Origin of the sequence: Curtobacterium sp. AG1037 (genome assembly GCF_003349855.1) — a bacterium.
Classification (GTDB): domain Bacteria; phylum Actinomycetota; class Actinomycetes; order Actinomycetales; family Microbacteriaceae; genus Curtobacterium; species Curtobacterium citreum.
This window is the reverse complement of sequence record NZ_QQAO01000013.1, coordinates 12,944-29,412: the sequence shown is the minus strand read 5'-3', so window position 1 is coordinate 29,412 and position 16,469 is coordinate 12,944. Positions and strand designations below refer to the sequence as shown.

The following is a 16,469-nucleotide window of genomic DNA, read 5'->3' as shown; positions in this document are numbered from 1 at the left end:
GTCACGTGGTGCGTCGCGGACGCAGGACGGCCTCGTAGACCGCCACCAGGTCGTCGACCCGCTGCTCGACGCGGCCACGCGCCGCGACGAGCGCGGCACTCGCCCGCTCGAGCCGCTCCGGCTCGTCGTGCAGCGTGCGGACCACCGCGGCGATGCCCGCAGCGTCCGGGGTGGGGGTGGTCCACCCGCCGCCCGCGGGGACGACCTCGGCCAGGTCGGGGTCGCAGTGCACGACCGGCAGCCCGGTCGCGACCGCCTCGAGCATCACCATCGGCTGGTTGTCGAAGTCCAGGGAGCTCGAGACGAGCACGTGCGCGTCGCGCATGGCCGCGAGCACCCGGTCGTGCGGGGTCGAGCCGTGCAGCGACACCGGGGTCCCGGACGCCGCGCGGGCGACCGCGGTGCGCGCGACACCGTCGCCGAGCACGTCGACGACCGTGCCCGCGGGGAACGAACGGGTGGCCGCGACGAGGACCTCCGGGCGCTTCTCCGGCGACAGCCGACCGACCCACAGCACCCGCAGCGGCTCGCCGGGTGCGCGCGTGCGGACCCGGGCCGGGCCGATCGTGTCGAGGACCGTCGGCTCGATGCCGTTCGACAGCACCGACACGGGCGTGCGCACGCCGCGGTCCACGAGCTTGTCCGCGAAGTGTTGCGACGGCACGACCACGTGCGCGCTCGCCCGGGACTGCGCGAGCATGACCCGCCACATCCGCCGGGCCGTGCGCGTCCGGGTGAACGGCCGGTCCGGGGCGACGGGGATCCCACGGTGGTCGACCTGGGTGCGGTGCAGGAACGCGAGCAGCGCGGTGGTCACGGCCGGGACGGGCAGGACGTTGCGCGTGTAGACGTCGATGCGGCCGTGCATCGTGTGCACCACCGGGAGGTCCAGGTCCTGCGCGGCGCGGATGCCGGCGAGGGCCGCGAACATCTCGGAGTGGGTGTGCACGACCTCGGTGCGCCGGGCGGCGAGCTCGCGGCGCAGCACGGCACGGACCCGACGGGGCGGCCAGGCGAACGGGTAGCCGTCCGGCCGGAACACCCGGGAGACGGGCAGGCCGACGACCTCGTGGGCGCCCTCGTGCCGCGGGACCGCGGGGTCGTCCGGGCAGTAGACGGTGACCTCGTGCCCGGCGGTCGTGAGTGCCTCGGCCAGGGAGCGCACCGCCGTCTGGACGCCACCGAGCGTCGGCAGGTAGTAGTCGGTGACCAGGGCGATCCGCACGTGCCGAGCCTAGGGGCCGGGTGGCAGGGCCGCCGGGTGCCCCTAGGATCGGTCGGCATGGGGCCAGGGTCGTCGGAACGTGTCCTGGTCACCGGTGCGAGCGGATTCGTCGGCGGGCACGTCGTCCGGACGCTCCGCGAGCACGGCTACCGGGTCACCGCCGCCGGCCGACTGGCCGACGCACTCCCCGAGGGCGACGTGTTCGTCGGGGACCTCGACGACCTCGGTCGTGCCGAAGTGCCGGCGGACGTCGTCGTGCACTGCGCTGCCCTGTCGTCGCCGTGGGGGCGGTGGGCGGAGTTCGAGCACGCCAACGTCACCGGCACCGCGCAGGTCCTGCGGTACGCCCGCCGGGTCGGGGCGCGGCGGATCGTGCACGTCTCGTCGCCCGGGATCTACGCAGCACCCCGCGACCGGCTCGCCATCCGCGAGGACCAGGTCGACCCGAGCCGCCCGATGAACCACTACATCCGCTCGAAGCTGCACGCCGAGGCGCTCCTGCGCGCCGCGGTCGGCGACCCCGACGGGCCGGAGATCGTGGTGCTGCGGCCCCGCGGGGTGATCGGCGCCGGCGACACCGGGCTCGTCCCACGGCTGCTCCGGGTGCACGAGCGCGCCGGGGTACCCCTGCTGCGCGGCGGTCGCGGGCTCGTCGACCTGACCGCCGTCGAGAACGTCGCGCACGCCGTCCGGCTCGCGGCCGAGGTGCCCGAGGCGGCAGGACTGGCGTTCAACGTCACGAACGGCGACCCCCGGCCCTTCGTCGACCTGCTCGACCAGCTGCTCGCCGGACTCGGGCTCGACCCCCGCCACCGGTCCCTGCCGGCCCGTCCCGTGGCCGCGCTCGCCGGGGCGCTCGAGGCGGTCTGCGCCGTGCTGCCCGGCCACCCCGAGCCGCCGGTCACGCGGTACACGGTCTCCACGATCACGCACTCGCAGACACTCGACATCACCCGGGCCCGCAGCGTCCTCGGGTACGCGCCGCAGGTGTCCCTCGACGACGCCCTCGCGAGCTACGCCGGTGCCCGTGGCTGAGGCGTCGCTGCACGCGTACGCGTGCGGGTCCACGACGCACGACGTCGGGCAGCTGCTCCGCGGGGCCCCGCGGCAGCGCCGGGTGTTCCCGGCGACCGTGTTCCTGTTCCGCACGGGGGACCGGCAGGTGCTGTTCGACACCGGGTACGCGCCGCTGCCGTGGCGGACCGGGATCGCTGGACGTCTGTACCGACACTTCCTGCCGCCCGTGGTGCCGGCGGGGGCGACCCTCGCCGACGTCGTCGACACCGCTGCCGTGACGGAGGTCGTGCTCTCGCACCTGCACCCGGACCACGTCGGCGGCCTCGCGGCGGTCCCGCACGCGCGGGTGCTCGTCAGCGAGGGGACCCGCCGCCAGCTCGCGCGGCCGAGGGTCCGGGACGGGGTCCTGCGCGGCCTGCTGCCCGACGACCTGGCGGACCGTCTCGTGGTCGTCCCGGACGCCGCGTTCCACCCGGGGCCCGCTGCGCTGGCCGGACTCGGGCTCGCCGACCCGTTCGGCGACGGGCGCTTCCGGCTCGTGCGGCTCCCCGGGCACACCGACGGACAGCTCGGTGCCCTCGTCGACGGCCGGGTGCTGCTCGCCGCCGACGCCGCGTGGTCCCGGGACCTGCTCGGGCACGAGGACCGGATCCGTGCCCTGCCCCGGGCCGTCGCCCACGACGCCGGTGCCCAGCGCGACACCGCGCAGCGGCTCCTGGCGCTCGAGCGCGCGGGTGTCAGACTGCTCTTCAGCCACGACGAGCATCCGACCGGGGTGGACCTGCTCGCCGAGGACGACCGAGGGGGATCATGAAGCACTGCGCCATCGCCGGCTGGGGGACCGTCCTGCCGGAGCGGACCGTGACGTTCGGCAGCGGGGACCGCACGGTCACCCGCCACCGGATCGCGGACGACGTCTCGCACCTCGACATGCTCGCCGGCGCCGCCGAGCGGGCGATCGCCCACGCCGGGATCGCCGCCGACGACCTCGACCTCGTCCTCGCCGCGTGCGCCGCCGGGGTCCAGCCGATCCCGTGCACCGCGGCACTCGTGCAGGAGCGCGTCGCACCGGGGGCCCGGGCGGCCGCGTTCGACGTGAACTCGACGTGCACGAGCTTCGTCACGGCGCTCGACGTCGCCTCGCGCTACCTGGAGGACGGCGACCACGAGCGCGTGCTCGTGGTCTCGGGCGACGTCGGCTCGCGCTTCCTCGACCCGGCGCAGCGCGAGTCCGCCGAGCTGTTCTCGGACGCCGCGGCGGCCGTCGTGCTCACCCGCGGCGACGGCACGCAGGGGGTCCTGTCGGCGCTGCAGCAGACCTGGCCCGAGCACGCCCACGACACCGAGCTCCGGGGTGGGCTCTCGCGGTTCCCGGCGCGGGCCTTCGCGGACGGTGACCCGGCGGACTACCTGTTCGACATGCACGGGCGGCGGGCGCTCATGGGGATGCTCCGCGTCCTGCCGGGGTTCTTCGAGCGGTTCTTCACGCGCAGCGGCCTGACCCTGGACGACGTCGACCTCGTCGTGCCGCACCAGGCGAGCGGCGCCCTGGGCATCGCGATGCGCCGGATCGGGATCCCCGAGGGGAAGTACGTCGACGCGGTCGCCGAGTACGGGAACATGGTGTCGTCCTCGGTGCCGTACACACTCGCCCGGTGCCTCGACGACGGACGGCTGCGGCGCGGGGACACCGTGCTGCTGTGCGGGACCGCTGCGGGCCTGACCGCGAACGCCATGGCCGTGCGGCTCTGACCGACGCCGCGGCAGCGCGCCGCCGACCGCCGACGCCGGCCACGATCACGTCCGCGACGTCGCGCTCGGACGCGACGACGCCCCCGTCGCGTCCACGACGAGGGCGTCCCGGTGGCCCCTGATCCCCGGCCACCGCTCGCGCGGGGGCGTCCAGCACCGGACGGCCCCCGCGAGGTCACAGGTCAGCGCGTGGCGCGACCGGCGCGCGGCAGGAGCACACCGAGCACGATCATCGCAACGGCGAGGACCGCGTGCAGGGCGTTGTCCGCGACGTTCAGCGGCACGAAGTTCGCGCCACCGGCCATGCCGGCGGTGAACAGGCCGTAGACGAAGAGCACGGCGTAGACGATGCCGCCGATGAGCAGGTAGGAGCGAGCCCCACCGGCGGTGCGCGCGGCGAGCAGGCCGACGACACCGAAGAGCAGGTGCACGATGTTGTGGAGCACCGAGACCTGGAACAGGCCGAGGAGCATCGCCATCGAGCCGTGGCCGGCCACCGACATGGTGCCCATGTCCATGGTGAGGCCGGGGATGAAGCCGGCGATGCCGACGATCAGGAACACGACCCCGAACAGCAGGGCGCCCTTCTGCGTCAGCGTCGAGCCGTAGCCGGTGTTCCGCGTTGCTGCATTGCTGGTCATGATGAGTCCTTCCGGAGGTGTTCGTCGGTGCCCGGTCCCTTCCGCTCGGGGAAGGCGCACCGTCGTACAGGGGTTTCGGAGTCCCTGTGTAGACGGTTTGGGTCGACTTGCCAGCGATTGTCCATCCTGCGCTGCACAGTGCGACCGATCGCCCCCGAGCTGGGGGAGGCGGGACGGGTCATCCCGGGGGATGATGCCCGGTCTCCCCCCTGCGGGGGACGCGTCGGCCGCCGGTGCGGCAATAGCGTGACGACGTGATCGAGATCGAGCATCTTTCCAAGCGGTACGGCGCCAAGCTCGCCGTCGACGACATCTCGTTCGTCGTGCGGCCCGGCAGCGTGACGGGCTTCCTCGGCCCGAACGGCGCCGGCAAGTCCACGACGATGCGGATGATCATGGGCCTCGACGAGCCCACGGCGGGACGCGCGACGGTGAACGGTCGCCCGTACACCTCGTTCCGCGATCCGCTCCGGCAGGTCGGGGCGCTGCTCGAGGCGAAGGCCGTGCACTCCGGTCGCAGCGCCTACAACCACCTGCTGTCCCTCGCGGCGACGCACGGCATCCCGAAGTCCCGGGTGCACGAGGTCATCGAGCTCACCGGGCTCGAGTCCGTCGCGAAGAAGCGCGTCGGTGGGTTCTCGCTCGGGATGGGGCAGCGCCTCGGCATCGCGGCGGCACTCATCGGCGACCCGAAGACCCTGATCCTGGACGAGCCGGTCAACGGCCTCGACCCGGACGGCGTGGTGTGGGTCCGCCAGCTCGCCCGGCGCCTCGCCGCCGACGGTCGCACGGTCTTCCTGTCGAGCCACCTCATGAGCGAAATGGCGCAGACCGCCGACCGCGTGGTCGTGCTCGGCCGCGGCCGCGTGCTCGCCGACGCCCCGATCGCCGAGTTCGTCGCCGGGGGATCCGCCGGCGGCGCCGCACGGACACTCGTGCGCACCCCGCAGCCCGACCAGCTCTTCCGCGCGCTCGGCTCCGCCGCGTCCGGGATCACCCAGCGCGAGGACGGCGCCTTCGAGGTCGTCGGCCCGGACGCGCAGCACATCGGCACCGTCGCGGCGCAGACCGGTTCGGTGCTCCACGAACTCACCCCGATGGGTGCGAGCCTCGAGGAGGCGTACATGGCCCTCACGAGGGACGACGTCGAGTACCGGGCGGAGGCCACCCGATGAGCGCCGCGACGACGACGGCGCCCGGCAAGGTCGGCCTCGGCTTCCCGCGCCTGGTCCGCAGCGAGTGGATCAAGTTCCGCAGCATCCGGTCGACGATCTGGTGCTTCGCGATCCTCGTCGCCCTGACGATCGGCCTCGCCGCGCTCCTCGGGGCGCTCGTCGAGCAGCCCGAGGGTGCCGGGACGGTCCCGCAGGCCGTGGCCAACGCGCAGATCGTCATGATCAACACCGTCGGGGTCGGGTTCTCCGCCCTCGTGGTCGCGGTGCTCGGTGTGCTCATCATCACCGGCGAGTACACGACCGGGCAGATCCGCTCGACGTTCACGGCCGACCCGGGGCGACTCGGCGCGGTCTTCGCGAAGGTCGCGGTGCTCGCCGTCGCGACGTTCCTGGTGAGCGCCGTCGCGACGTGGATCGGCGTCGCGATCTCGGTCCCGCTCCAGGCGGCGAAGGGCGTGCAGGCCGACCTGGCGGACCCGGCGGTGTTCCTGCCGATCCTCGGGTCCTCGGTCTACGTGACGCTCCTGGCCGTCCTCGCGTTCGGCATCGGGCTGCTCGTCCGGTCGAGCGCCGGCGGCATCGCGATCACGCTCGGGCTCATGCTCGTCGTGCCGATCATCCTGCAGCTCGTCGGCGGACTGCTCGGCGTGCAGTGGGTGCTCGACTCGATGCAGTTCCTGCCCGAGCAGGCCGGTCGACAGCTGTACGCCTACGAGTCGTCCGGCGGGACGACCGCGGCGCCCGGCACGACGACCGAGGGCCTCGTCCTGAACGGCTGGGGCGGCTTCGGGATCCTCGCGGCGTGGGTCGTCGCCGTCGGTGCCGTCGCAGTGTCGGTCACCAAGTCGCGCGACGTCTGAGACGCGACCGGAGACGGACTGGAGGCGCGGTGCCAGCTGGCACCGTCCTCCCTCGCAGGCTCGGTCGGCGCGCCCCGCGCAAGGCTTCGCCTTGCCACAGAGCGGGGCGCGCCCGTCCGTCTCGTGGTCGCATCGGACGCGACCGTCCCCGCGGTCAGGACCGACGCGGGAACAGCGCCTGCAGGGCGCGCGCCAGCAGGCCCGGCCGCACCTGCGGCGCGACGACCTGCACGGCACGCGTCGGCGTGCGGAACGCCAGGTCGTGCAGCATGTTGCGCTTCGACCCGTCCCAGTTCGCGAACAGGTACGAGCCGCCGATGAACGACATGCTCCGGACCGGGGTGCGCTTCCAGGAGTCGGCGCGCACGTAGTACCCGGCGTGGCCGGCGTGGATGTGGTCGATGACGGTGTCGACGTCGATGACACCGGTCGTGGTGACGACGGCGGTGATGCCCGTCTTGTCGCGGGCGACGTACTCGATGAGGTGTTCGGTCACGGCGTGCTCTTCGGTCTGCTCGACTCGCGGGACCCGTTCGCACGACCCCTGGGTGTCGGGGCACGGCGTCTGCGGGAACGGCGAGCGAGGGCGCTGCTGGATGACTGGAACCGCCGTTGCTTCCGGCGTCGATGGTACGCCCCTGCACCGATGCACAGCCGGTCGAGCCGCACAACGCAGCGGCCGGAGGAGCAGGCTGGACCACATGCGCCACACCAGCACCACCCGTACCGCCGGAGGGCTCCTGCTCGCCGCGACCACGATCGCGCTCCTCGCCGGGTGCTCCGGCGGCGGGACGCCGACGCCGACCGCCACCCGGACGGTGACGGCGACGCCCTCGTCCTCGGCGTCCGCGACACCGGTCGACGGCACGGCAGCGACGCCCTCGGCGACCGCGACGTGCGGACCGTCGGACGGTGCCGCGGCGGCCGCGGGCTCGATCGCCGACCTGGCGCTGCCCGCGGGTCTGGAGTCGGCCCGGTGGGACGCGTCCCGTGCCGACACGTCGCAGTACGACGGGTGCGCGGCGCTCTCGGCCGTCACGGTCTCGGTGGCGGACGCGACCGCGAGCTCGCCCGTGGCCGTGCTGCTCTTCCACGACGGCACGTACCTCGGCACCGCGACGAAGCTGCAGTACCCGTTCGTCCCCGACGTCAGCCGCCCGTCGGCCGACGCCGTCCGGGTCGTCTACCACTTCCCGCAGGGGCAGGACAGCAACGCGGACCCGACCGGCCGCGCGACGGCGACCTACACGTGGGACGTTGCGGCGGGCCGGGTGGTCATGACGGGTGACGTGCCCCCGACGCCCTGACGGTCGGCCCCGCGGGCGCCGTCGGGCGCCGACGGGCACCGACCGGGTCTCGGCCTGGGCGACGAGTCTCGGGTCCCCGCGGCCGAGTCGCGTCGGCCACCGCGAGACTCGGCCCCACCGCGCCGCGCCGCGGCGCGCCCAGGGGTGGTGGGATGCTGGTCCGCATGCCCTCCCGTCCGGCGGTCGCCGCCGCCCTGCCCGGTCTCGCCCTCGCCCTGGTGATCGGCGTCGTCGCCACCCTGGTCGGCCGACTCGTCCCGGTCGTCGGTGGTCCGGTCCCCGCGGTCGTCCTCGGCGCGCTGGTCGGTGCCGTCCTGCGACGACGACGCGGTGCGGGTGACCTCGGCCCCGTGCAGCCCGGCGTGAAGTTCGCCTCGAGCCGGGTCCTGCAGGCGGCCGTCGTCCTGCTCGGCGCGCAGCTCTCGATCGGCGAGGTCGTCCGCATCGGCGGCGAGACCCTCCCCGTGATGCTCACCACCCTGGTCGTCTGCCTGGTGGCCGCCTGGGGCCTCGGTCGGTTGCTCCGGGTCTCGAGCGCGCTCCGCACGCTCATCGGCGTCGGGACCGGCATCTGCGGGGCCTCGGCGATCGCCGCCGTCACCCCCGTCATCGGTGCCGCCAGCGCCGAGGTCGCCTACGCCGTCTCGACGATCTTCCTCTGCAACATCGCGGCCGTCTTCGTCTTCCCCGTCGTCGGGCACGCCCTCGGACTCTCGCAGCACGCGTTCGGCGTCTTCGCCGGGACCGCGGTGAACGACACGTCCTCGGTCGTCGCGACCGCGACGATCTACGGTCGCCAGGCGACCGACACGGCGGTCGTCGTGAAGCTGGTCCGGACGCTCATGATCATCCCGATCGTGGTCGGGCTGGCCGGCCTGGAGGCACGCCGCACCGCCCGCACCGACCTCGCCCCCGCCTCGGGGCCGGGCCGGGCCGGGGGCGTCCGCGTGCTGCGGCTGGTGCCGTGGTTCCTGGTCGGGTTCCTCGTGGTCGTGCTCCTGCGCACCGTCGGGGTGCTCCCGTCGGCGGCCGCCCCGGGGTTCAGCACCGTCGCGACGTTCCTCATCACGGTGGCGCTCGGCGCGATCGGGGTCTCGACGGACTTCGGCGCACTGCGTCGCGCCGGGTTCCGGCCGATGCTGCTCGGGATCGCGCTCTGGGTGCTCGTCGCGGGGACGAGCCTGGGGGTGCAGGCGGTCCTCGGCCAGCTCTGAGCTGGCGCAGGCGCGTCCGCGCCGCCGTCGGTGGAGCAGGAAACGTCGAGTGGCGCGAGGCAACCCGACGTCGTCTGCTCCATGGACGCGCCCCGCGCGCCCGCGACCGCACGACGGAGGGGAGGCACGGTGCCAGCTGGCACCGTCCTCCCGTCCGACCCGCGGCGTCAGCCGCGCAGCGCCTCCGTGAGCTTCACGCGACCGCCCGTCCGGAGCAGCGCGTTCTCGTAGACGCGGGCCCCCACGAGGACGACCACCACCACCGAGACGGCGACCACGAGCAGCGACAGGACCGGCTCCCACCACTCGGCCGTCCCGAGGAAGATCCGCATGGGCATGCCGATCGGCGCGCTGAACGGCACGTAGGACATGATCCCGACGACGGTGGGGTCGTCCGCGGCCACCACGATCAGGATGTACGGGATCATCACGAGCATCATCACCGGCATGGTGACGCTGCCGACGTCCTCCTGGCGCGAGACCAGCACGGCCGTGGCGGCGAACATCGCGGCGATGAGCACGAAGCCGACCGCGAAGAAGGCGACGAACCACAGCACGCTCGGTCCGAGCATCGAGAACATGTTGTCCTGGCCGGTGACCGCGAGGGCGACGGCGGCGGCGATCGCCACCGCGACGATCTGCGCGAGGGCCATCACGCTGTTGCCGAGCACCTTGCCGGCCAGCAGCGCCCGCGCCGGGATCGCCGCCATCAGGATCTCGACCACGCGGGTCGACTTCTCCTCGACCACGCTCTGCGCGATCGACGAGCCGAACGTCACCGCCGAGGCGAAGAACACCACGCCGAACATGATCCCGATCAGCGAGACGAGCCCGGCGGGCAGCGCGGCCGGGTCGAGCAGCTCCACCCGTGGCGTCTCGCTCAGCGCGGTCACGACACCGGTCGGGGCGTCGTCGAGGGCGACCACCGAGTAGCCGAGCGCGTCGTCCGCGGGCACGATCGCCGCGTCGACGTCGCCGCTGCGCACCAGCCGCTCAGCCTGCGCGACGGAGCTGGTCGGCGTGACGTCGAGGCCCGCCGTGGACTGCAGCGAGACGCCGTCGACCACGGCGACCGGGGTGGTGTCGTCGGCGGTGGCCTTGCCGACGACGCCGCCGATCACGATCGAGGCGACGACCGCCACGAGCAGGATCGCGGCGGAGACGATGAACGCCTTGCTGCGGATGCGTGCCTGGATCTCGCGGACGGTGACGAGCTGCACCGCGCCGAGGAAGGAGCCGTTCACCGGACCACCTCGCGGAAGACCTCGCTGAGACGGGGGACCCGCGGCGCGAACGACCCGACGGTGCCGTGGCGCACGGCCCGCTGGAGCACGGCCTGCGCGGTGGCGTCGTCGGCCTCGAACACGGCGTAGCCGCCGTCGAACTCGCGGACCGTGACGCCGGGCTCGGTGCGGAGCCACGCCAGGTCGCCCTCGACCAGGAGCTCCCACGCCGCCGGGCCGGCCGCACGTCGCAGGTCCTCCTGCGGTCCTGCGGCGCGGATGGTGCCGTCGGCGATCACGACGACGTCGTCGCACAGGCGCTCGACCACGTCGAGCTGGTGGCTCGAGAACAGGACGGGCACACCCCGGGCGGCCGTCTCGCGGAGCACCCCGAGGACGGTGTCGACGGCCATCGGGTCGAGGCCGGAGAACGGCTCGTCGAGCACGAGGACCTCGGGGTCGTGGGCGAGCGCCGCGGCGACCTGGACCCGCTGCTGGTTGCCGAGCGAGAGCTTCTCGACGGCGTCGTCCGCATGCTGGGTCAGGTCGAGCCGCTCGAGCAGCGCGGCCGTGCGCTCCGCCGCGGTGCGCTTGTCGACCCCGTGCAGCCGCGCCAGGTACGTGACCTGCTCGGCCACCGGCATCTTCGGGTAGAGCCCACGCTCCTCGGGCATGTACCCGAAGCGGCGCCGGTCGGCCGGACCGACGGTCGTGCCGTCGATCGACACCGTGCCTGCGTCGGCCTGGAGCACGCCGAGCAGGATCCGCATGGTGGTCGTCTTGCCGGCGCCGTTGCCGCCGACGAACCCCGTCAGTCGGCCGCTGCCGACCGTGAACCCCACGTCGTGGAGCACCCGGCGGTCGCCGAAGTGCTTCGTGACGCCTGCGATGGTGAGCATCGTCGTTCCCCTTCCGTCGACGGTCCTCGCCGACGGCTCGACGCTACGGGCCGGGAGGCACGGGGCGCCTCCGGCGGGAGGCGGGACTTCCCGACGCGGCGGCTCCGCCGCACGGGGGAGCAGGGGGGGCGTCAGCTCGAGGCGGTGATGCCGCGCTCGAACGCCCACACGACCGCCTGGATCCGGTCGCGGACGCCGGTCTTCTGGAGCACGTTCGACACGTGGGTCTTCACGGTGGCCTCGCCGACGTAGAGCGTCCGGGCGATCTCGGCGTTGCTCAGGCCACGGGCGAGCAGGCGCAGCACCTCGGTCTCGCGCTCGGTCAGGCCGACCGCGGCGATCGCGGCGGCGCCGGTGTCGGTCGCGCGGTCGCTTCTGGTGCCGGTGGCCGGCGTTCGTACTGGGTCGGGGGCGTGCGCGGCAGCCGCGGTCGTCGCGGTTGCCCGGCTGATCACCCGGCGCGTGACGTCGGGGTCGAGGAGCGCGTCCCCGGCCGCCACCGTGCGGACCGCGTCGATCAGCCGCTCGGGGGAGGCGTTCTTGAGCAGGAACCCGCTCGCCCCGGCCTCGAGCGCCGCGAACAGCGCCCCGTCGTCGTCGAAGGTGGTCAGGACGAGGACGGCCGGCGGGTCCGGGAGCGCGGCGATCCGCCGGGCCGCCTCGAGCCCGTCGACGCCCGGCATCTGCACGTCCAGGCAGACGACGTCCGGACGCAGCGCGAGGACGGCGTCGACCGCGGCCGCTCCGTCCGGGGCCTCGCCGACCACGCGGAAGCCCGGCTCGGACTCCAGGATGACGCGGAAGCCCGCGCGGACCAGGTCCTGGTCGTCCGCGAGCACGATCGTCAGGTCGTCGGTAGCCATGCCCGCACCAGGTACCCTCCCCGAGCCCGCGGCCCGATCTCCACGCGGCCGCCGACCGCCGCGACGCGCTCGCGCATCCCGACGTGCCCCAGGCCGCTCCCCGTCGCCCGGCGGACCGCGCGCTCGCCGTGTCCGTCGTCGGCCACCTCGACCTCGATGCCGTCGTCGAGGTACCGGAGCCGCACGTCCGCACGTGCCGTCGGACCCGCGTGCTTGAGGACGTTCGTCACGGCCTCCTGGGCGATGCGGAAGGCGACGGCGCCCACGGTCGGCGGGACGGGACGTTCGTCGCCGACCACGACCAGGTCCGCGGCGTGACCGGCCGTCCGGACCGCGTCGACCAGCTCGGGCAGTCGTCCGAGTCCGGCGGTGCTCGGTGCGGTGTCCGGTCGGTCCGACAGTCGGCCGGTGTCGTCGGCGCGCAGGGTCCCGAGCATCCGACGGAGTTCCTCGACCGCCGTGCGCGCGCTGTCCTCGACGACCCCGAGCGACGCCGTCGCCTGGGCCGGGTCGCGGTCGACCACGCGCCGTGCCGCACCCGCCTGCACGCCCATGAGCGAGACGTGGTGGGCGACGACGTCGTGCAGTTCGCGGGCGATCCGGACGCGCTCCAGCGTGACCGCCTGCGCCGCCGTCCGCTCCCGCTCGGCCGCGAGCTCCGCCGTGCGCTCGTCGAGCTCGTGCTTCGCGACGGCCGATGCCCAGGCCCGGTTGCCGGCGTACCAGGCGCCACCGAAGTAGATGACGTTGATCAGGATGTTGAGCAGCGAGTACGCCACGTAGGGCGCGATGATCGCGTCCCGGTCGTTCGGCAGCGCGTTCGGGACCGCCCACCCGAACGAGATCGCGAGGAACAACCACACGAACATGCCGACGATGACGACCCACCGCACGACCTCGGCCCGCACCCGGTCCGAGCACCACGCCCCGACCGTGTACAAGGCGATGAACAGCGTGAAGTTGACGAGGAAGACCTCGGGCACGTGGAGCAGCTGCGTCGCGGCGAACGCCAGGGCCGACCAGACCGCGACGGTCATCGGCCAGCGGCGGCGCAACGCGATCGGGACCGTGTTGGCGAGGATCATCAGCCCGGAGACCCACCACGCGGCCTGGTCGTCCTCGTAGAAGCCGGACGCGCTGTACAGCGTCGTCGTCACGACCATCCCTGCGGCCAGGACCACCGCGAGCAGCGCGTCCTGCCGGTGCTCGCGCGGGCCGACCGGCAGCCGTGCCCAGTCCGTCGTCGCCCGCCCCATGCGGACCACGGTAGCGGCACGGACTCGCCGCTCACCAGTCGCCGAGCGTCTGCCCCACGAGCAGTGCGGCGAAGACCAGGGTGGCGATCGCGATCACCACCCACGCTGCGGCGGAGCCCCACCGCCGTTCGACGAGCCGCGACCGCACCTGCACCGCCGATGCCGCCGCGACACCCGTGATCGCGGCGAAGCCCGCCCAGTGCGACGGCAGCACGAGCGACGGGAGCAGCTCGCCCACCACCCGCAGGACGAAGGCCAGGGCGGTCAGCCCACCGGCCACGAGGAACAGCGACTCGGCCAGGTCCGGCGAGGTCCGAGCACGCACGGGAACGTCCATGATCTTGCGGTACCGGTCGACCTCGGGCAGCAGCTCGACGACCTCGGCCGGCAGGTCACCCTCGCCGGGGAGCACCAGGAACCTCCGCAGGTCCGGCCGTGCGACGCCCGACGACGCCAGCAGGCGCGCAGCCCGGTCCCGCTCGACGGCCGTCGCGACCCCCGGGAGGCCGATCGCCCAGCGCCCGGCCTGGTCCGGGTGCCCCATCGACCGGTACCGCTCGACGAGCGCGAGGCGCCGCGCGGTGTCCTCCGGCGCTGCCTCGACCATCCGACGGAGCAGCAGGAGCGCACCCCGGCGGTCGCCGTCGGCCCAGAGCCGGTCGGCGTCCTCGGTGGTCGGGTCGACGTGCACGCGACCATCATCCGGTCTCGGCGGCTCCGGTGACGACGTGCTGGCGTCCCCGCGGGTGCAGGCGTACCGTCCCGGACGACGGCGTGGTCGACGAGGACGGCGCCGCACCGAGCAGGGGAGTACGCCGTGCAGTTCCTTCTCAATGTCATCGACGACGGACAGTCCCAGGTCGCCGGGCGCACCGCGTCCGCCACGCAGACCGAGTCCGACGCCGTCGACCGGTTCAACGCGACACTCGGCGACGCCGTGGTGTTCGCCGCCGGGGTGTCCGCGCCCGCGGACGCCACCGTCGTCGACGGCCGCGGCGGGCAGGAGTCGCACACGTCCGGTCCGGCGTCGAACACCCCCGGGTACGTCGCGGGCTTCTGGGTGCTGGAGCTGGCGGACGCCGAGACCGCGTTGCGCACCGCGACCGAGGCCTCCGCGGCGTGCAACCGACGGATCGAACTCCGACCGATCCTCTGACCCGCGGTCAGGCGGTCCGCGCCGGACGCCGCCGTCGCGCCAGGGGCAGGACGGCGGCCAGGAGCACGACCACCGCGGCGGCCGTGCACGTCGCGTCGGTGCCGAGCGGCCCGACGAACGAGCCCGCCACGGCGGCGCCGACCGCCTGCCCGGCGACGAGCAGCACGAAGAGCATCGAGGTGCCGGCCGCCGCGTGTGCGGCGTCGACCTCGGTGGTCCAGGCGATGAGCGCCCCGGTCGCCGCCGTGTAGCCCCACCCGAACACCGCGCAGGCGACCAGCACCACGGGCGCGACGCCGGGTACCGTGCCGATCGCGAGCACCGCGGCGGCGGCGGCCACGGCGGTGATCGCCCACTGCCGCCCGGCGGTCAGCCCGGACGTCCACCGCGCGGTGACGGTGACCGCGGCGCCGCCGAGCCCGATCGCGACCCAGGCGACGATCGTCACCGCCACCGGTAGACCCGCGTCGACGAGGGCCGCCCGACCGAAGGTCCAGACGACGGCGGACCCGGCGCCGAACGCCAGGGCGGCGACGACCGGGACGCGGTGCGCGACGACCCAGCGTCGATCGGGCCACCGGCCGGCCGACGTCCCGCTGCTCGGGTTCTCCGTCGCCGGTCGTCCGCTGGGACGCCCTGCCGCGAGCAGCGTCGCCGCGCCGACCAGCAGGGTCACGGCCCCGGCCGCCGTCCATGCGGCACGCCACTCCGGCAGCAGCAGCAGCGCGAGCAGACCCGCGACCACGAGTCCCGGACCGGTCCCGGCGTTCACCACCGCCTGCGCCCGCGACCGGCCCTCGGCCGCGACCCGTTCGCGCACGAGCTGCACGAGTGCGGGGGAGGCCAGCCCCGCACCGGTCGACGCCACGACCGCGGCGGCGCCGAACACGAGCGCGGTCGGCGCTGCCGCCATCACGACCGCGCCGAGACCCGCGGCCAGGGTGGCCGCGGCGACGAGTCGGCGCGCGGAGCGTCCGGCGGACACGAACCCGACGAGGGCACCGACGCAGTAGAGGACGGACGCACCGGAGGACACGGCGCCGCCGACCGCCGCACCGAACCCGAGGTCGCGCTGCACGTCCGGCAGGAACAGCCCGAGGGCCAGGCGGACGAGGCCGTACGTCGCGGCGATGGTCCCCAGTCCGGTCGCCACCAGGATCCGGTCGGTTGACGAAAACGATCGTTTCACTTCTGCGATCGTAGGCTGGCTCCGTGGTCATGCGTCCAGGTACCGAGCAGCGCGTGCTCGACGCCGCCGAGGAGCTCTTCTTCTCGCGGGGCATCGCCGCGACCCCGATCGACGTGGTCCTCGAGCGCGCACACGTGTCGTCCGCGACCCTGTACCGCGGGTGGTCGAGCAAGGAAGCCCTGGTCGCCGCCGCCCTCGACCGCCGTCACGACGACTGGGTCGCCACCTGGGACCGTGCGGTCGACCGGGCGCGGGACGACCGCGGACGGCTCCTCGCGGTCTTCGACGCCCTCGACGACTACCGCGCGACGCCGGCAGGATCACGCTGGTGCGCGTTCCTCGGCACGGCCGCCGAGTACGTGGACGCCCCGGCCGACGTGCGCGCCGTCCTCGACCGCGAGACCGACACGCTGCGTCGACGGTTGGCAGAGGCGGCCCGCCCGCTCGTGGGCGGACGGGCGTCGGCGCTCGCCGAGCAGCTCCTGCTCGTGGTGTCCGGGTCCCTGGCGATGCGCCTCCGGGACCCGGCGGCCGGGACGGTGACGGCCCGCGCGGTCGCCGACGCACTCCTGCCCTGACGCGGGCCCGGCAGTGACGCCGGCCCGGCGCGCGGACGCGCGGACGCGCAGACCGGACTGGAGGCACGGTGCGGGTGACGCGCGCTGGTCACCCGCCACGCGCCTCCAGTCCGT

General features: G+C 74.2%; 18 protein-coding genes. 9 read left to right on the top strand and 9 right to left on the bottom strand.

What is annotated here, in order from left to right; all coding sequences use genetic code 11:
- Nucleotide 1: 1 nt before the first annotated feature.
- Nucleotides 2-1,225 (bottom strand): glycosyltransferase, encoded by a 1,224-nt coding sequence (locus DEU32_RS15640; RefSeq protein ID WP_114851355.1) that lies wholly within the window; start codon nucleotides 1,223-1,225, stop codon nucleotides 2-4.
- Nucleotides 1,226-1,282: 57 nt separating this feature from the next.
- On the opposite strand from DEU32_RS15640, the gene DEU32_RS15635 reads away from it, so the two are divergent.
- The 3 genes from DEU32_RS15635 to DEU32_RS15625 are packed head-to-tail and all read left to right on the top strand — an operon-like array spanning nucleotide 1,283 to nucleotide 3,994.
- Entirely contained in the window at nucleotides 1,283-2,260 is a 978-nt protein-coding gene (locus tag DEU32_RS15635; protein WP_114851354.1) for an NAD(P)-dependent oxidoreductase, read from the top strand.
- Entirely contained in the window at nucleotides 2,253-3,056 is an 804-nt protein-coding gene (locus DEU32_RS15630) for an MBL fold metallo-hydrolase (protein WP_167510136.1), read from the top strand. Before DEU32_RS15635 ends, DEU32_RS15630 begins: the two co-directional genes overlap by 8 nt.
- Entirely contained in the window at nucleotides 3,053-3,994 is a 942-nt protein-coding gene (locus tag DEU32_RS15625) for a 3-oxoacyl-[acyl-carrier-protein] synthase III C-terminal domain-containing protein (protein ID WP_114851352.1), read from the top strand. Before DEU32_RS15630 ends, DEU32_RS15625 begins: the two co-directional genes overlap by 4 nt.
- A gap of 182 nt (nucleotides 3,995-4,176) precedes the next feature.
- Here the strand turns inward: DEU32_RS15625 and DEU32_RS15620 are convergent, their stop codons facing one another.
- Nucleotides 4,177-4,635 carry a DUF4383 domain-containing protein gene (locus DEU32_RS15620; RefSeq protein ID WP_058740836.1) on the bottom strand — a complete coding sequence of 153 codons (459 nt, stop codon included), beginning with the start codon at nucleotides 4,633-4,635 and terminating at the stop codon, nucleotides 4,177-4,179.
- A gap of 254 nt (nucleotides 4,636-4,889) precedes the next feature.
- On the opposite strand from DEU32_RS15620, the gene DEU32_RS15615 reads away from it, so the two are divergent.
- Together DEU32_RS15615 and DEU32_RS15610 are read left to right on the top strand one after the other, a co-directional pair.
- The gene (locus DEU32_RS15615) at nucleotides 4,890-5,810 is read left to right on the top strand and encodes an ABC transporter ATP-binding protein (RefSeq protein ID WP_114851351.1); all 921 of its coding nucleotides are present in this window, start codon (nucleotides 4,890-4,892) and stop codon (nucleotides 5,808-5,810) included.
- Nucleotides 5,807-6,670, top strand: a complete 864-nt coding sequence (locus DEU32_RS15610; protein ID WP_114851350.1) for an ABC transporter permease — start codon at nucleotides 5,807-5,809, stop codon at nucleotides 6,668-6,670. Before DEU32_RS15615 ends, DEU32_RS15610 begins: the two co-directional genes overlap by 4 nt.
- Before the next feature lie 154 nt (nucleotides 6,671-6,824).
- On the opposite strand, the gene DEU32_RS15605 is transcribed toward DEU32_RS15610, so the two are convergent.
- Nucleotides 6,825-7,166 (bottom strand): hypothetical protein, encoded by a 342-nt coding sequence (locus DEU32_RS15605; RefSeq protein WP_058740839.1) that lies wholly within the window; start codon nucleotides 7,164-7,166, stop codon nucleotides 6,825-6,827.
- A gap of 205 nt (nucleotides 7,167-7,371) precedes the next feature.
- Here DEU32_RS15605 and DEU32_RS15600 point away from each other — a divergent pair, with 205 nt between their 5' ends.
- Nucleotides 7,372-7,977, top strand: coding sequence for an LppP/LprE family lipoprotein (locus tag DEU32_RS15600; RefSeq protein ID WP_114851349.1), 606 nt, complete (start codon nucleotides 7,372-7,374; stop codon nucleotides 7,975-7,977).
- Nucleotides 7,978-8,141: 164 nt separating this feature from the next.
- Complete coding sequence (locus tag DEU32_RS15595) at nucleotides 8,142-9,191, top strand: YeiH family protein (protein WP_114851431.1); 1,050 nt, start codon at nucleotides 8,142-8,144, stop codon at nucleotides 9,189-9,191.
- 167 nt (nucleotides 9,192-9,358) lie between these two features.
- On the opposite strand, the gene DEU32_RS15590 is transcribed toward DEU32_RS15595, so the two are convergent.
- From DEU32_RS15590 to DEU32_RS15570, 5 genes are all read right to left on the bottom strand, one after another.
- Nucleotides 9,359-10,435, bottom strand: a complete 1,077-nt coding sequence (locus tag DEU32_RS15590; RefSeq protein ID WP_114851348.1) for an ABC transporter permease — start codon at nucleotides 10,433-10,435, stop codon at nucleotides 9,359-9,361.
- Complete coding sequence (locus DEU32_RS15585; protein WP_114851347.1) at nucleotides 10,432-11,313, bottom strand: ABC transporter ATP-binding protein; 882 nt, start codon at nucleotides 11,311-11,313, stop codon at nucleotides 10,432-10,434. Before DEU32_RS15585 ends, DEU32_RS15590 begins: the two co-directional genes overlap by 4 nt.
- Nucleotides 11,314-11,444: 131 nt before the next feature.
- Entirely contained in the window at nucleotides 11,445-12,176 is a 732-nt protein-coding gene (locus DEU32_RS15580) for a response regulator transcription factor (protein ID WP_114851346.1), read from the bottom strand.
- On the bottom strand, nucleotides 12,158-13,432 hold the full coding sequence (locus DEU32_RS15575) for a sensor histidine kinase (protein ID WP_114851345.1): 1,275 nt from the start codon (nucleotides 13,430-13,432) through the stop codon (nucleotides 12,158-12,160). Before DEU32_RS15575 ends, DEU32_RS15580 begins: the two co-directional genes overlap by 19 nt.
- 31 nt (nucleotides 13,433-13,463) lie before the next feature.
- On the bottom strand, nucleotides 13,464-14,123 hold the full coding sequence (locus DEU32_RS15570; RefSeq protein WP_114851344.1) for a hypothetical protein: 660 nt from the start codon (nucleotides 14,121-14,123) through the stop codon (nucleotides 13,464-13,466).
- A 126-nt stretch (nucleotides 14,124-14,249) separates the two neighbouring features.
- On the opposite strand from DEU32_RS15570, the gene DEU32_RS15565 reads away from it, so the two are divergent.
- Nucleotides 14,250-14,588, top strand: coding sequence for a YciI family protein (locus tag DEU32_RS15565; RefSeq protein WP_114851343.1), 339 nt, complete (start codon nucleotides 14,250-14,252; stop codon nucleotides 14,586-14,588).
- Between the two features lie 7 nt (nucleotides 14,589-14,595).
- On the opposite strand, the gene DEU32_RS15560 is transcribed toward DEU32_RS15565, so the two are convergent.
- On the bottom strand, nucleotides 14,596-15,777 hold the full coding sequence (locus DEU32_RS15560; RefSeq protein WP_181819315.1) for an MFS transporter: 1,182 nt from the start codon (nucleotides 15,775-15,777) through the stop codon (nucleotides 14,596-14,598).
- Nucleotides 15,778-15,806: 29 nt separating this feature from the next.
- Here DEU32_RS15560 and DEU32_RS15555 point away from each other — a divergent pair, with 29 nt between their 5' ends.
- Nucleotides 15,807-16,355 (top strand): TetR/AcrR family transcriptional regulator, encoded by a 549-nt coding sequence (locus DEU32_RS15555; protein ID WP_229666961.1) that lies wholly within the window; start codon nucleotides 15,807-15,809, stop codon nucleotides 16,353-16,355.
- Nucleotides 16,356-16,469: the final 114 nt, after the last annotated feature.

Bases quoted from the DNA above. Each gene is read 5' to 3' on its own strand.
- DEU32_RS15635 (WP_114851354.1), top strand. From the start codon at position 1,283: ATGGGGCCAGGGTCGTCGGAACGTGTCCTGGTCACCGGTGCGAGCGGA.
- DEU32_RS15625 (WP_114851352.1), top strand. From the start codon at position 3,053: ATGAAGCACTGCGCCATCGCCGGCTGGGGGACCGTCCTGCCGGAGCGG.
- DEU32_RS15620 (WP_058740836.1), bottom strand. From the start codon at position 4,635: ATGACCAGCAATGCAGCAACGCGGAACACCGGCTACGGCTCGACGCTG.
- DEU32_RS15610 (WP_114851350.1), top strand. From the start codon at position 5,807: ATGAGCGCCGCGACGACGACGGCGCCCGGCAAGGTCGGCCTCGGCTTC.
- DEU32_RS15600 (WP_114851349.1), top strand. From the start codon at position 7,372: ATGCGCCACACCAGCACCACCCGTACCGCCGGAGGGCTCCTGCTCGCC.
- DEU32_RS15595 (WP_114851431.1), top strand. From the start codon at position 8,142: ATGCCCTCCCGTCCGGCGGTCGCCGCCGCCCTGCCCGGTCTCGCCCTC.
- DEU32_RS15585 (WP_114851347.1), bottom strand. From the start codon at position 11,313: ATGCTCACCATCGCAGGCGTCACGAAGCACTTCGGCGACCGCCGGGTG.
- DEU32_RS15580 (WP_114851346.1), bottom strand. From the start codon at position 12,176: ATGGCTACCGACGACCTGACGATCGTGCTCGCGGACGACCAGGACCTG.
- DEU32_RS15575 (WP_114851345.1), bottom strand. From the start codon at position 13,432: ATGGGGCGGGCGACGACGGACTGGGCACGGCTGCCGGTCGGCCCGCGC.
- DEU32_RS15555 (WP_229666961.1), top strand. From the start codon at position 15,807: ATGCGTCCAGGTACCGAGCAGCGCGTGCTCGACGCCGCCGAGGAGCTC.